This window comes from Syntrophales bacterium, from assembly GCA_023229765.1.
Lineage (GTDB): Bacteria > Desulfobacterota > Syntrophia > Syntrophales > UBA5619 > DYTH01.
Genome location: JALNYO010000044.1, coordinates 12,244 through 27,581, shown reverse-complemented (window position 1 = coordinate 27,581; position 15,338 = coordinate 12,244). Strand labels below are relative to the sequence as shown.

Genomic DNA, 15,338 nt, shown 5'->3' with positions numbered 1-15,338 from the left:
CCCCCTTTTCCTGCATGGCCTCGATGGCGTTGAGACAAATGTTCAAAAACACCTGTCTCAACGCCTTGCCGTCGCCATATACTTTTTTAATCCCTTCGCCGCCGGAAACATTGACTTCGATAGATTTTTGATTGGCAAACTGACTGATTAACAACAGCGTTTCCTGTAGAACTGCGTCAATGGCCGTCAACTTTTTCTCGGCGCTCACAGGCTTCGCAAATTCAAGTATTTTTTTTACCGTGCCATCCAGACGCTTTATTTGATTTACGACTTCCCTAATTACCATCTTGTGTTCGTTTTTTTCTTCAAGGTCGTCTTCGATCACCTGCAGAGCGGCGCTGATGCAGGCAAGGGGATTTTTAATCTCATGGGCGATGCCGGAGGCAATCTCGCCGATCATGGCCATCTGGGAAGCTCTTTTCATCTGCGCCCGGTGATACGCTTCCACTTCCTTCTGGGATTCGCTTATTCTCCAGGTCATGGCATTAAACTTTTCCGCCAGCCTTCCTATGATATCATCGTGTTTTACGGTAACTCGCTTTTTAAAATTTCCATCTTCGACATACTGTATCATTTCCATGATCTCGTCCAGTGGTTCATGGATCAACTTGATCACGATAAAGGAAAAAACGAGGGAAAAAAGGACAATCGAAAGCAGGGTGAACCATACGTTATCAATAAGAATAGGCCGAACAAGCGAATAGACCGCGACCATCGGGATTTTCACCCCAATAACGCCGAGCACGCCCCTGTCGGCAGAATGACACCTCCGACAGGGGGGCATGTTTGTAATGGGCAAAAATCTCATAAAATACTTCGTTTTGTTTTCTTCAATAAAAAAAATCTCCCCGTTACCATGCTTCACGTATCCTTCATAATCCGCTTCCCCCAACCTCCTGCCCACATCAAATCTTTGGGAAGACGCTATTATTATACCATTGTCCGGCCTGAATATCTGCAACATCCAGATTTTTTTATCTAAGGCGGCCTTTCCCACAAAATCTTGCACTTCAGCGCATTTGTTCTGGAGCATCAACATGCTTACTCCACTCAGGATGCAGTTGGAGATGTTCATTACCTTCTCTTGCTGGTACGCAATATTCTCTTTTCTTACCGACTTATACTGATTTACCGTCCCCAAGCCGATGATGATCACGAAAGCCGCAATGGTTATGCCGATTAGCTTCTGGTTTAAACTGACGTTTAACATTCTCATTTTTTATGACAAGCCTGACAAATTCCCATTTTTCCTCCCGGGGTTTCAAAGGCAAAGATTTCCCTGCTGTTGGCGGCATGAGGCGAGTGACAGGAGGCGCAGGAAAAGGCCCTGTCCGGCTGCATCGGGTTTTTCCCCCCCGATAGGGGATGGGTGTTGCCAAACACATAACTGGCAATGACATGCTTCCCGGTAGCCTTCTCTTCGTGACAACCTATGCACAGGGCATTGGTTTTTTTCCGCAGGAAAAATTTCTCGGCGGAGGAATGAGGATCATGGCATATCGCACAGTCGCCGGTTGCGGTGGGACCGTGGGTATATTTCTTGTCCTGCCAGGGCTTCATGGCCTCTTCGTGGCAGGTGAAACATAGTTTTTTCAATGGCTTGGCAGTACCATATTTGTTCGCGCCCGAAGCGGCATGGCAACTAACACAGTCGCCTACCGCCGCCGGCCCATGCTTGAACTTTTCCGCAACGATCTGGGGATGGCAGCCAAGACAGGGGGAATCGGCAGGAAGCGTCATTTTTTTTACCGGCAGCACCAGCCCTTTGTGGCAATCGACACACATTGCCTCCCCTCTTGTCGTATGGAAGGGAACGGCCCGATAAGCGGGAGGAGCAACACTTTTATCGCGGGAAGACTTCGCCGCGTAAAACAACTTCAAACTTTCCCTTACAACCTCTTTCCCCTGTCGGTAACCATTTACGGTCACGATGTTTTCACCTTCATCGAGGGTCAGGATAGCGCAAATGCTTATCATGCCGTCGGGCCGCCTGTTTCGTTCCTTGTCGGCAACCGGCAAAACGCTGGGGGTTTTTTTGTTGACGCCGGCGGAAACAGTGTCAATCTTTCGGGGATCGACAGCGACGACGAATGCAGCACTGCTGCCGGACAAACAGGTCATATTGCCGGGCAGCACAATCCGCATGCCGCTTTCGTCAGCCGCCAAGGCAAACGCCTGCCAGCCGAACAAAACAGCTGCCGCCAGCAGCCAGATCCTTTGCCATTTTTTTCTCATTTACCGCCGGTCTTTAAGATTTCCTCCAAGGCCTGCTTATAGTAACCGTTGGCCTTGGCATATTCGCCCTTCTCCGCAAAAAATTTGCCGATCTTGTTCATGATCTCCGGCGACTTGTTGCTCAGGGAAGCGGCATGGGCAAAAGAGGCTTCCGCCTCCTCCCGCAAACCCTTACCATAGGAAATAAAGCCGGAATAGACATAGGCGTCCGGGGTTTCTTCCCTGGTTAGGCTTTCAGCAAACATCTTCATGGCTTTGTCTGCATCCTTGTCATGATAATACAGCTTTCCCCTGCTCATCATCACTGCCGGATTATCCAATATGGTTGCATCGATCTTTGCCGGCAATGCCTCTGCCTCGTCGATCCGCTTCAAACTCAAATACAATTCCATCAGCCGGACGATAGGTTTGACATATTTGGGATCGGCTTTCAAGGCTTTTTCGTAAAGATCGATAGCCCTGTCATAATCCTTTTTCTTTTCAAACTTGCGCCCCATCTGATAGGACAACATTGCCAGCTTGACGGGCCGGTAAACCTCCTGCTCCACCAATCGTTTATCACCCAGAAAGTATCCGACCTCTTCAAAAAAAAGTTGGGAACCGACAAGGGGAAAGCCGGACATCTCCCGGCTGATCACCAGGTTGTTATCAAGCAAGATCAAGGTGGGCAGGGCAATAACTCCCAGTTTGTCAAACAGCGTCAAACCGAAATCTACAAACATGGGGAAGGTAAGTCCTTCGGAAGCCGCCTTTATTTTTTTGAGATCATCCTCGGTGATATTCTGTTCCTCCACGTTAACAGCTACTATTTCCAGCCCCTGCTTCTTCCACTTGGCGTAATTCGTCTCAAGCAGCCTTAGGGCCTTCTGTGAGTTTTTCGTCGAGGTCTGCCAGAAAATCAACAACGTCCCCTTTTTACCCGCAAGCTCCGTCAGGGAGAAGCTCTTACTGGCCGCATTGCTGACGGAAAAAGGGGGAATTGCCTCTCCCGTTTGCAAATCCCGCAGCGCGGAGACGCATTCCGAGGAAAGTAAAAGGCAAAACATGACGAATAGTGAAAGCAGCAATTTTTTCATCTTTTTGAAAAATACCTTTCCAATCCCTGCTCGAAGGCGCGAGCAGCGCCCGGAACATCGCCCGCCGCTTCCAATATCAGCCCCTTTTCATAATGGAGCCGCACCGGATGGGGACTTGTTCGCAAGGAGTCATTTAACAATTGTACTGCCTTTTCCGTCTCTTTTCCGGCCGCCAGCGTCTTGGCCATCCCTATCTTGCCTTCAATGCCACCGGGGTTGATTTCCATCGCTCGCCGGAAATGGATTTCCGCCTGGCCCAAATCGCCACGCAGGAGGCAGGCCTCGCCATAGGCGAGCGAGGCCAGAAATTTGGTGCCTGCATCATCCAACCTCTTGGCTTCGCGTTCAATCTCCGCCACATTTTTGGCCTTGATAAGCAGTTTCACGGAAAGGGGCAGGGTATCCTCCGCCGACGCAAAACCGTATCCGGAGGCAATCATAAAGAAAAAAATCAGCAGCAGCGCTACTTTTATTTTCATCGGTACTTCACCGGCTTCACACGGTTATAGGGGTATTCGGCATGGCATCCCGGCAGGCAGGTGCCGCCATCCGGCATCTTTTTAAAGTTAATCGGGATCTTCCATCCGCCAAACGGGACCGCGTCGCGGACATGGTGAGGGTTGTTGTTGGCATGCCCTTCATGGCAAGCGCGACAGGTTCTTCCCTTATCCGCCTTGTTGACATGGACGAAATGCAGATTTCTGTCGCCATTGCGAAAGCCGGTGAGGGTCGTCGTCTTGCTGTCCTGCACCAATGTCTTCTGATGGCATGTAAAGCAGAGCTCGTAATTCGCCACGTTGAAAGGGGCATAAAACAGCGGCGGGAAATTGCTTCTCAGTATTCTGAAATAATCGGAACCGTGCGTGTCGTGGCAGGAGGAGCAGTCCTTTTCCAAGATGGGACCATGCTTGAATTTTCCCTCTTCGACAATCTGTTTGATGTTGGCCACGGCCTTCTTTCCGCTCCCGTATGTTTTATCGTGACACTTAAAACAGGCGTTCATCGGTTCATCGCCGAGCAACCTGGGGAAGTTGGTGGCGTGCGCATTGTGACACGCCAGACAGCCTTTTTGCAAACCGAGGGCCTTATGGGGAACCTTGCGCTTGGCAATCGACTCCTTCATTCCCTTATGGCAATCAAAACAAAGCGCCGAAGCTGCGTCGTTTTTCAACTGGGGGCTATGATCCGAAGAATGCACCGTATGGCAAGCCACGCAACTCTCTTTAACCGGCTTATGGACAACCTTCTTTTTCCCGAAATCCTCCTTCTTGTCCACATGGCAGGAATAGCAGACATCGCTCATCTGCGCCTGCAGCAGCCTGGGGAAATCGGATTGATGAACACTGTGGCAGGCCGTGCAGTCGCCGACGGCCACCGGCCCGTGGAGAAATTTTCCGGCAACGAGCTTCCGGGAATGACAGGTAAAACAAAGATCGACTCCCGCGCTCCGGAGCATGAACTTGTTCGGCGCCTGGTGAGGGCTGTGACACAAGGTGCAATTGCCGTCTTTCACCGGTTTGTGCACGGCCTTCTTTGTGTCAACCGGATCGTGGCAACTGTAACAGAGCGCTCCGACATTCTTGATGGGAAGAAATTTGTGTTTCTCCGTTTCTTTGTGACATACCAGGCAGTCGTTGACGGCCGCGGGGCCATGAACAAACTTGTCCTTCCCCATCTTTGCGTGGCAACTCGCTGTAACACAGGATGTCTTCGCGGGGGCCTGCGCCCAGACGCTGCCCTTGGCAAAAAGAAAAAGAATCAACCAACCAATCAAACTTGACAAGATACAAATCCGGCGGGTCATGCTCATAATACGTTCCTCTCTTCCACGGTTAATTTTCATTCCAGGACAACACCATTCTCAGTTTAATCTTTTTGCTTGCAAATATCCTGCCAGCCAAAAGAATCTCAGCCTCCTGTTTGTTGACTTCGGAGAACGGACAGTTTGTCATTGAAGAGCTTGATAACATGAAAGCGAAGCTTGATCTTCATAAAATGGTCAAACACCATAGTCGCCTTGGCGAAGATGCTCAAGAACGGCGCTGATGTAGGCCGGCGACATATCCATAGCGACAGCCTTTACTTTTTGCCCGGGACCGTTTGAGCTTTTTCCAGAAGGGAGCAAGAGCGTTACCCCCCTTGCCGTAGCCAACGAAAATAACCGCTCCTGTATCCATGTCCAAAACCACCATCAGACCACCACAGTGACTACACAAGTTTAAAGGACGTTCCGGAAACTGCGGAGGAAGACTTTAGATAACGGGACGGTAAAACAAAAAACCCATCCTGGGATGACGATTTTTACCGTCATCCCAAGATGGGCGCCCGTTAGTTTCTTTTCGTGAACCTCCGTTCAGGTACGTTCTTCTATTACCAGAGCTTGTTTCCCCGCCGCAGACTGGCGCGCGGCGCCCTCTCTTTTCTTAAGCGAACTGACCTTGTCCGCCGTGACAAACTCAATCGCTTTTACTTCGCAAAAACGAGCACATTGAGGATCGCCGTCACATAAATCGCATTTAAAGACCTTGCGCGCCATCGTATTATAATTCATCGCGCCGAAGGGACAGATGCTGACACACGAACGACAGCCGATACAGACATCGTAATTGACCTTCATAAAACCGAATTCCTTGTCTCGGGAAATGGCGCCTACCGGACAGACGCTCTGACAGGGCGCATCCTCGCACTGCTGGCAGATCATCGGAACATATCGGCCTTCATCCTCCCATTTCACCACTTGGATTCTGCTTTTTGACGGGTTTGACACCCCTTCATGCTTAACAGAACAAACGAGTTCGCAGAGGCGACAGCCGGTGCATTTTTCGTAATTAACCGTCAGAATTTTCTCCATTATTCTCTCCTCTGTTTTTATCTAAAGCAAATGGGTTGGCTCTTGATCCAGACCCAGGCGTTTTAAAGTTGCTTTCGTCGGGGCGCCTTCTTTGTCCCAGCCGTGATGTCCATAGAATTCATCAACCATAATGTCGAACTTCTTCCGATCGATCATGACGCCGATAACATCTGGCGCTCCCCTTAGACAAGGCTCATCAAAATAACGATGATTGAGCATATCGCCCTTGACCAGATCGTAGCGCGTCAGACCCTCCCGCAGATTGAAAAGCCTCTCCATATTGTTGCCGCGCTCGGCAGCGTCCCAAATATCCTTAGGGGTCATCTCAAGACCTGTGTTGAGGTAAATCGCCTGGGGCCAATCCTCAAAGTTCGGCAACGTCGCCCCTAAAAACGTAGTGTGATATTTGCAGATTCCGATAGAATCAACCGCCATGTAGCAGTTTTCCTGCCAGAAAACCTGCCAGGGTTTCCCAATATACTCCATTGAATCGGAGGAGAGGGGGCCTTCGTAGGGGACCGGGCTGCTGTAAATCTTGCGCAGCACGCTCTCCGGAAGATGATACAGGTCGATGGCAGGCCGACTCCGCAAATGGTCGGAACCGCGGGACGAGGTTGCTATATTCAAAGCGAGACCGGGTGTGGCTCGTTCATCGGAATGGAGGTTGTTCATCCCCTTGACCTGGATCAGATAATCGAAAGAATGCTTGCCTATTTTTTCGGATGCCGGGATTCCCCCGTCGGCCAGAACATTGCCCAACCAGCCTTTGCGGGTGCAAATTCGGTGGATCATCTCTATTAAAGCGTCCGCATTGCTGAAGCGAAGATCAATGCCATCGGTTTCCTTGCTGGTGATGATTCCCAATTCGTAGAGTTCCATCGCCCAGGAGATGATGCTGCCGATTTCCAGATTATCCACGCCGTACTGATTCGCCAGATAGTTGGCGGTCAGAACCGTCTCGGCCCTGTTGCAATCCGGCTCACTGCCGAAAGCGCCGACGGACGTATATTCGGGCCCCTCGTCGTATATCCCGGCATAAGGGCCGGATGGTATTCTGTACTGGGCGCGGCAATGCACCTGGCAGCCGAAACACCCCGTCATGTGATACGGCCCCATGGTTTCGGTCGCGATATCGTCCAGTGATTCCGGTTCAATTTCGTCAGCATTCTCCATCTGATTAAACTGGAAGTTCCTGGTTCGAATACCTCCCCAGCTATTGGTGGCCCCCCAGATAAAAGGCGTTCCCAATGTGCCCTGGGTTTTATTAACCTTGGCGGTGGTGATCTGCTCGATGAATTTTTTGTTGAATTCCAGCGCCTCCAGCGGGTGGGCGATTTTGATATCCATTGTGCCGCGGACGGCAACAGCCTTGAGGTTTTTCGATCCCATCACACAGCCCATGCCGGTGCGACCGCCGGCATTCTTAATTCCGGTCATCACATTGGCATACGTTACAAGATTTTCTCCGGCCTGACCGATGACGGCGCTTTTTATCTCCTGATCCCCCAATTCCTCGCGGATGGCCCATTGAGTCTCCGTGGATGATTTGCCCCATAATTTCGAGGCGTCGCGGATTTCAATCTGACCGTTGTGGATCCACAGATAAACAGGTTTTTCCGCCTTGCCGGTAATGACCAGATGGTGGAAACCCGCCCAAGCCATTTCCGCGGAGAAAAACCCCCCCATATTCGTACTCCCCAAAAGACCGGTAAGCGGGGATTTGGCCATGATGTGCGTTCGCGATGTAGCGGAGGCGCAGGTGGCTGTAAGTAATCCACCGCTGATAATTAAAGTGTTTTCCGGACCAAGCGGGTCACAGCCTTTCGGTGCGTTATTGAAAAGCAGATAGGCGTCTAAACCCCGGCCGCCTATAAATTTCTTTCTTACTTCCAAGGGAATGGGCTTGATCTCTGATTTACCGGTAGAGAGATCAATGTATGCAATTTTCCGGTCCAATGCCATTTTGCGTTCCTCCTCTTCTATATGGAACCGTCTTTAGACGCTTCTAATTTTTTTTTCGCCATTACATCTTCCGCTAACTTGCGGTTAACCTCCCAGACCGGACCGCGGATTCTCGGCAGCTCCGGTGTCACCCAGAAAAGTCGATATGACATCCCACAGACCGGGCAGGTAATCTGCATGCTTCCAGGGGAAGGCTCCAGCCGTCCCATGCAGCTTGGGTTCATGCATCTGACCTTGCCGTATGTTCTCGTCTTGCGAAGCGATTCCGATGCGGAAACTTTCTCGTTCTCTATGGCCATTTTACACTCCTTATAACTGTAGTCAATGTAGGTCCCATATAGATATCTTTGTCCTTTTTATAGAAACCGTTCATGGATGTCAAGCTCTTTCAGAGCTTTATCAGAGCTTTAAAATATTCTTGACTGCCGACGTTTGTTTAGTGTAATAACATAATGCATATATTATAAAAATCATCTTTATGGTGCAAAAAAATGTCTGTACAAGAACACCCGCGGGAAGATGAGATTAGAAAATCCTTGGAAAACCATAACAACAATATAACCAGCCAAGAGTGTAAAGAAGCAAATCAAGCCTTGCAGGCGGCCTACCTCTGGATGAAGCACCGAACGGAGGGCCTGGAAGAACGTAAATACACGGAGAGCATAATTTTTTTCATTACCGGGGAGGGACGTATCACCGGCTGGACGGCAGCCGCCGCCCAATTGGTAAAAACCCTGCTTGACGACCTTCAAACTATTAATATGAATGATTTTCTAAAAATAACAGATGGGCGCTCAATTCAGGATGTTGTTGCCTTGGTAAAGCCTTCTTTTCCTTATAGTATTAGGGCGGTTTGTACCAATGAATTACAGCGCGGTAATATGTTCACCATTAAGATTACCAGCATCGTTATAGAGGAAAAAGATTTATTTTTTCTGGTCTTATATCCCGACATGGTAGAATAGAAATTTAGTGTCTGTTCTGATTTACAATATCCGTCCATGACATAGAAAAAGGGTGAGAAAGTGTATTTAGAATATTGGGGTTTACAAAAATATCCTTTTGAAAATACGCCTGACCCGGAATTTTTTTTCTTTTCGTCAGAACACGAAGAAGCGCTCTCGAGGATCACCTATGGAATTAGACGCAACAAGGGCGCTTTGCTGCTGACTGGTGAAATCGGCTGTGGCAAAACATTGCTAAGTCGTGTTTTAATAAAGCAGATGCAACATGAGAATATTGATATCGGTCTGATTGCCAACCCATCCTTGGAACCATTAGATTTCCTTAGTGAAACACTTTACCAACTCGGTCTTAGCTCACAAGCCACAACCAAAACGGAAATGCTCAAAACCCTGAACAACAAACTGATGGAAAATTCCAACAAAAGCACGATTTCCCTGCTCATAATTGACGAGGCTCAGACAATATACAAAGATACCTTTGAAGAGATTCGCATGCTCTTGAATTTTCAGATGAACGACCGCTATTTATTAAATTTGCTCTTCCTGGGGCAGCCAGAGTTGCGTGATATGATAGTGAGCAATAAACAACTCGATCAGCGCGTCGCCATCCGCTATCATCTCAACCCCTTGAGCCGGAGCGATACGACAAAGTATATACTTTTTCGTCTGGAAAAAGCGGGACTTAAAAAAAATATCTTTTCAGATGAAGCGTTCGAAACCATATGCGCGTACTCTGGAGGCGTTCCTCGTAAAATAAACAATATCTGTGATTTGGCCCTGTTAATCGGTTTTGGCTTAAAAGTAGAGCTAATCGATCAGAATATCGTCTCGGGGATCATCAAAGATTCATTATAAACCTTGTCCTCGCACGCTGACCGCGGAAAAATACCTTAACGAAAGCCTTCTCTCTACACAAATCATTATAATTGCACGCGTTTTATGAATAAATATATACATGAGAGGCAATTGCAAAACCATTTGTCATTCCCGAAAGCGAAGCTTAATGTTCATAATGTCTCTATCGGGAAAGCGAAGCTTAATGTTCATAATATGGTTTTTCAAGCAGTTAGAACCAGATTTCCGCTCAGAATCGTTGCGGGAATGACAAGAATGGGGAGTTTTGCAATTGGCTCATGATATTAATAAAAGTTTACCTATATTGGAAGTGTCCTCCGAACTGCAAAAAAGGGCAGCAAAAATAGGTGTTGATGTTGATCAGAATCAACTATCCCTTTTTGTGCAATACTATCAAGAATTGATATTTTGGAACCGGCAGATAAATCTTATCTCCGAACATTCCGCAGGCGAGATAATAGAACGCCATTTTGTCGATTCCTTGACCCCGCTTCCTCTGTTGAAGAAAGAAACCGGATTTCTCCTGGATTTGGGAAGCGGCGGCGGCTTCCCAGGGATTCCACTGAAGATCCTGGCGCCGAACCTGAATGTTTTTCTTGTCGATGCTTCAAGAAAAAAAACATCGTTTCTCTCACATATAGTACGCATCCTGAAGCTAACAGAAGTAACGGTAATTCGAGGGCGTATCGAAGACTTGGCGGCTGGGAAGGAGTGGATGGCAAAATTTGATACGGTTATCTCCAGGGCGGCCTTTAAACTCCCCCAACTGATTATTTTTGCATCTTCTTTTCTGAAACGAGGTGGTCAGCTTATCGCAATGAAAGGTCCTGCAGGGCATGGCGAAGATAAGGCAGCCAAGGTCGCCGCCCAGTCCGCGGGAATGACTTTTTCAGGTGAGGCCGCAGCCGAATCAGAAAAAAATCATTCACTCAAAAAATTAATAGTTTATAGGCGATTATGATTTATATTTTTTTAAAAAATATTGCCACTGGCGGCAATTTTGTGTTAGCGTCAATCTGTTTGATGGATTAATCTTGCTGTTCCCTTTTTAGGTGTTATGAGAAAAATAATAAGCGTAGCCAATCAGAAGGGCGGGGTTGGGAAGACCACGACTGCGATAAATTTATCTGCCTCTCTGGCGGCCGCTGAAAAAACGACCTTGCTGATAGACGCGGATTCGCAGGGAAACGCCTCCAGCGGTATGGGTGTAACTCCTGAAAATATAAAAGATAAAAATCTTTATCGCTGTTTGATCGACAATTATCCGTTAAGCCAGGCTGCCATCAAAACTCAGATGCCACACCTTGATATAATTCCGGCCAATCAGGATCTGGTCGGGGTCGAACTTGAGTTCATCTCTTTGGCAGATAGGGAAAAGAGACTTAAAAATCTCTTAAGAAACCTTGAAACCGATTACGATTACGTTATTATAGATTGTCCGCCCTCTCTTGGTTTTCTGACCGTCAATGCTCTGGTGGCCTCGGATTGCCTGTTGGTGCCCCTGCAATGCGAATATTTTGCGATGGAGGGACTGGGCCATCTGCTCAACACAATGGAAATAATAAGAAAACATTTGAATCCGACACTTTATTTGGCTGGCATTCTACTGACAATGTACGATTCGAGAAATTTACTTTCACGGCGGGTAAGTGATGATGTGCGTTCTCATTTTGGAGAACTTGTTTTTAAAACGCTTATTCCCAGGAATGTGCGATTGTCGGAAAGTCCCAGTCACGGACTCCCCATCATTCTTTATGATATCAAGTCCCGCGGAGCCGTCTCTTATATGGAATTGGCGGAAGAAATAATCAATAACGGGAGGATGTAATGTCGCGGACAAATTCCCTGGGCAAGGGCCTGGGCGCAATGTTTCCTGATCTAATCAACAATGCTGGAGACAGGCCGGCCTTTGTAATGTGTGGCATTGAAGAACTCACGCCCAACCGCTTCCAGCCTCGGTCAGATTTCAACGATGACGCGCAAAAAGAGTTAATAGCATCGATTAAAACAAATGGTGTTATTCAGCCAATCATCGTCCGTAAGACGCAAAACGGTTATGAGATAATAGCGGGCGAGAGGCGCTGGCGGGCGGCTCAGGCCTCTGGAATGAAAGAAGTTCCTGTTGTCATACGTAAAGCGAGCGATCGTGAGTTGGCAGAACTTTCTCTTGTAGAAAACATCCAAAGAGAAGCTCTCAATCCCATAGAAGAAGCAAAGGCATATCAGGTGCTTTCCAGTGATTTTTCTCTTTCCCAGGATGACATTTCCGCACGGGTAGGCAAGGACCGCTCCACAATCGCCAACACCATACGACTGCTTAAATTGCCGGACGAAATACAGAAAGATGTAATAAGTAAGAAAATAACAGCCGGACACGCGAGGGCACTGCTTTCTCTGGACCTTCCTGAATTGCAGCTTAACGCCTTGAGAACCATCAAGAAAAGGGAATTAAATGTACGCGAAACGGAAGGTTTAATCAAAAGGCTTAAAAGCAGCCAGGGAAAAAATGAAAAAAAATCTTCGGATCAATATATCGATGATATGCAAAAAACATTATCATCACATCTACTTACACGTGTTAAAATAAAATCTGGGAAAAAAGCTGGGTGTATAGAGATAAAATACGCCAACCCCTCAGAACTGGACCGTCTTACCCGCTACCTTCTGGAACGGTGAAAAATTAATTCATCAACCTCTGTTGATAACAATGTTTATAAGATCGGGTATCATCTAAATGCTTTGGAATAAAGTTGTTAAAATAATAAAGGAAAAAATAACAAAGCAGAATTTCGATACATGGATAATGCCAATTCAAGTAAGGTCTATTGAAGAGGGCAATCTTTGTTTAAACGTTCCTAATCGTTTTTTTAGAGACTGGTTGCAGGAAAATTATTTATTTATAATACGGGAATCGCTTTTATCAGTAACTGGACTAAATTATGATGTTGAGTTTATTATTGCAGATAACCTTCATAAAAATAACTCTCCTTCCATAAAAACTGATGAATCAATATTGGATAACAGTAAAACAAAACACATACAAGAACGGGTGCACAAGACGCTTAATTCTAATTATAGTTTTGACCGTTTCATTGTTGGATCAAGCAATCAATTCGCCCACGCCGCCGCTGTTGCTGTTGCAGAACAACCGGCAAAAAATTACAATCCTTTATTTATATATGGCGGCGTGGGATTGGGAAAAACCCATTTAATCAATGCTATTGGTTTAAAGGCTATTCAGCTCTTTCCAGACATGAATGTGGTGTATGTCTCGGCGGAGGTTTTTATGAACGACCTGATAAATTGCATTCGCTTTGACAAAATGCAGAAATTTAGAGAAAGGTTTAGAAATATAGACTGTCTTCTTATCGACGATATACAGTTTATCGCTGGCAAAGACAGAACCCAGGAAGAGTTTTTTCATACATTCAATACCCTGCATGACGCTGGTAAACAAATTGTTGTTACAAGTGATAAATTTCCCAAAGATATCGAAAATTTAGAAGGAAGATTGAGATCTCGTTTTGAATGGGGGTTAATTGCCGACATACAACCTCCAGATATAGAAACAAGGATGGCAATATTAGAAAAAAAGGCCAGTGAAAACAGTGTTGTGCTGCCTGGAGAGGTTTCTCTTTTTCTGGCAACGCAATCAGAATCCAACATCAGGGAATTAGAAGGATATCTTGTAAGGGTATCTGCATATTCCTCCTTAACCTCCAGACCGATTGATATCGATCTTACAAAAGAGGTTCTCAAACAACTTCTATATAAAACAGAAAAGAAAGAAATATCCATTGACGACATCACGAAAGTTGTCTGTTCTCAATTAGGCGTAAAACTTCAGGACGTTAAATCAAATAAGAAAAATAAAAATATTGCAGAAGCGCGCCAGGTTGCGATGTTTCTGGCAAGAGAGATGACAAATTCTTCATTTCCTGATATAGGAGAAAAGATAGGGGGAAGGGATCATTCTACGGTAATATATTCTTTTAATAAAATTCAGAAGAAATTGCAGACTGATAAACAGTTGATAGGGGCTGTGGAAAAGATAAAAAAAATTATTATTAAAAATAATTAGTGTTTTTTACTCTTTACATCAACAGATTATTAATAACATAAAGTCAATAAAAATGAGCTATTAATATGTTTATCAACAATTTTAACAAGACCTATTACTATTACTGTATTTCTTTATAGAAAATATTTTAAAATATATTCATTATAAAAAAATGAAAGGATGAAATAGAGAAAATGGAATTTAATATCAAAAGAGATATATTTCTGTCCGGGATTCAAAAGACATTGGGAATTGTAGAAAAAAAGACAACCATGCCAATATTGAATAATCTTTTACTGCGAGCCATTCCCCACCGGATAAAGATAATGGCAACAGATATGGAGATAGGTTTGGTGTCAAACTATGAAACAGAAGTGATCACGGAGGGTGAAATAACCGTTTCTGCAAGAAAGCTCTATGAAATGGTACGAGAGATACAGGGAGAAAATATCCATGTTGTAAAAAACGAAAAAAATGTAGTTATAATTACCTGTAATAAGGCTATTTATAGAATACTTGGCCTTCCTGCGGATGATTACCCTGTTATTGAAGAGAATGATGATTTTAAATTTTATAAATTGAAAGGAAACATTCTTAAAGATTTAATGAGAAAAACATATTTTGCGATATCCAATGATGAAATGCGCAAGAATCTGACTGGTGTTTTATTGGAAACTGAAAAAAAAGACGACTCTTTTGTAGTCCGTATGGTTTCAACGGATAGCCATCGCCTGTCGTTTGCTGTAGCCGATATAAAGAGCGATGATTTTCTTATAACAGCAGACTATAAAAATATTATTATCCCTAAAAAGGGCGTTGGAGAGATAACGCGTCTTTTAGATGAAAATGAAGCGGAATACATCAATCTTGGCGTTAATAATGGTTTATTAATAGTTAAAACAGATAAAACAATCCTGAAGGCAAGTCTTATTGATGGAGATTACCCTGATTATAAAAGGGTTATCCCCGCTAACAGGGGAGTAATAATAAAAATTGAACGAGATAAATTGCTTCATGCTGTCCGCAGAATGTGTGTTGTATCCTCTGAAAAATATAACGGCGTGATAATGACTTTATCAAAGGGAAGAGTTTATTTTAATTCCATAAATAATGATATAGGAGAAGCAAATGACGAGATCGAAGTAGATTATGATGGAGAGGAAAGAAACATAGGATATAATGTAAAATATCTTGCTGATGCTGTAGAAGTCATTGAGGAAGAGATGGTAGATTTTGAAATCAATGAGGACATGAGACCAACAATTTTGAGAGGCGCCGGCAATGATAGTTATTTTTGCATTATTATGCCGTTAAAAATATAAATATTTAATATA

15 protein-coding genes are annotated in these 15,338 nt (G+C 45.4%); 7 read left to right on the top strand and 8 right to left on the bottom strand.

Translation table 11 applies throughout. The features are described 5' to 3' along the window. The 8 genes from M0P74_15945 to M0P74_15910 form a co-directional block, all read right to left on the bottom strand. Window positions 1-1,216: hypothetical protein (locus M0P74_15945; GenBank protein MCK9365080.1), on the bottom strand; the 1,216-nt coding region annotated here is incomplete at its 3' end. Beyond that, complete coding sequence (locus tag M0P74_15940; protein ID MCK9365079.1) at window positions 1,213-2,235, bottom strand: hypothetical protein; 1,023 nt, start codon at window positions 2,233-2,235, stop codon at window positions 1,213-1,215. The genes M0P74_15940 and M0P74_15945, both read right to left, overlap by 4 nt. Then, entirely contained in the window at window positions 2,232-3,311 is a 1,080-nt protein-coding gene (locus M0P74_15935) for a redoxin domain-containing protein (protein ID MCK9365078.1), read from the bottom strand. The genes M0P74_15940 and M0P74_15935 overlap by 4 nt, the downstream gene beginning before the upstream one ends. After that, the gene (locus M0P74_15930) at window positions 3,308-3,790 is read right to left on the bottom strand and encodes a tetratricopeptide repeat protein (protein MCK9365077.1); all 483 of its coding nucleotides are present in this window, start codon (window positions 3,788-3,790) and stop codon (window positions 3,308-3,310) included. Before M0P74_15930 ends, M0P74_15935 begins: the two co-directional genes overlap by 4 nt. Next, window positions 3,787-5,094 carry a hypothetical protein gene (locus M0P74_15925; GenBank protein MCK9365076.1) on the bottom strand — a complete coding sequence of 436 codons (1,308 nt, stop codon included), beginning with the start codon at window positions 5,092-5,094 and terminating at the stop codon, window positions 3,787-3,789. The genes M0P74_15930 and M0P74_15925 overlap by 4 nt, the downstream gene beginning before the upstream one ends. Before the next feature lie 570 nt (window positions 5,095-5,664). Further along, on the bottom strand, window positions 5,665-6,162 hold the full coding sequence (locus M0P74_15920; protein MCK9365075.1) for a 4Fe-4S dicluster domain-containing protein: 498 nt from the start codon (window positions 6,160-6,162) through the stop codon (window positions 5,665-5,667). 21 nt (window positions 6,163-6,183) lie between these two features. After that, window positions 6,184-8,124 carry an aldehyde ferredoxin oxidoreductase family protein gene (locus M0P74_15915; GenBank protein MCK9365074.1) on the bottom strand — a complete coding sequence of 647 codons (1,941 nt, stop codon included), beginning with the start codon at window positions 8,122-8,124 and terminating at the stop codon, window positions 6,184-6,186. A 17-nt stretch (window positions 8,125-8,141) separates the two neighbouring features. Next, entirely contained in the window at window positions 8,142-8,423 is a 282-nt protein-coding gene (locus tag M0P74_15910; protein MCK9365073.1) for a hypothetical protein, read from the bottom strand. A gap of 192 nt (window positions 8,424-8,615) precedes the next feature. On the opposite strand from M0P74_15910, the gene M0P74_15905 reads away from it, so the two are divergent. The 7 genes from M0P74_15905 (at window position 8,616) to dnaN (ending at window position 15,326) form a co-directional block, all read left to right on the top strand. Further along, complete coding sequence (locus M0P74_15905; protein ID MCK9365072.1) at window positions 8,616-9,089, top strand: hypothetical protein; 474 nt, start codon at window positions 8,616-8,618, stop codon at window positions 9,087-9,089. Window positions 9,090-9,149: 60 nt separating this feature from the next. Beyond that, a complete protein-coding gene (locus M0P74_15900) occupies window positions 9,150-9,944 on the top strand; it encodes an AAA family ATPase (GenBank protein ID MCK9365071.1) in 795 nt (264 codons plus the stop codon). A gap of 271 nt (window positions 9,945-10,215) precedes the next feature. After that, a complete protein-coding gene (rsmG, locus tag M0P74_15895) occupies window positions 10,216-10,905 on the top strand; it encodes a 16S rRNA (guanine(527)-N(7))-methyltransferase RsmG (protein MCK9365070.1) in 690 nt (229 codons plus the stop codon). 96 nt (window positions 10,906-11,001) lie between these two features. Next, window positions 11,002-11,772, top strand: coding sequence for an AAA family ATPase (locus M0P74_15890; protein ID MCK9365069.1), 771 nt, complete (start codon window positions 11,002-11,004; stop codon window positions 11,770-11,772). Then, window positions 11,772-12,620 carry a ParB/RepB/Spo0J family partition protein gene (locus M0P74_15885; protein MCK9365068.1) on the top strand — a complete coding sequence of 283 codons (849 nt, stop codon included), beginning with the start codon at window positions 11,772-11,774 and terminating at the stop codon, window positions 12,618-12,620. Before M0P74_15890 ends, M0P74_15885 begins: the two co-directional genes overlap by 1 nt. A gap of 58 nt (window positions 12,621-12,678) precedes the next feature. Further along, window positions 12,679-14,025, top strand: coding sequence for a chromosomal replication initiator protein DnaA (gene dnaA, locus M0P74_15880; GenBank protein MCK9365067.1), 1,347 nt, complete (start codon window positions 12,679-12,681; stop codon window positions 14,023-14,025). 173 nt (window positions 14,026-14,198) lie between these two features. Further along, complete coding sequence (dnaN, locus tag M0P74_15875; GenBank protein MCK9365066.1) at window positions 14,199-15,326, top strand: DNA polymerase III subunit beta; 1,128 nt, start codon at window positions 14,199-14,201, stop codon at window positions 15,324-15,326. Window positions 15,327-15,338: the final 12 nt, after the last annotated feature.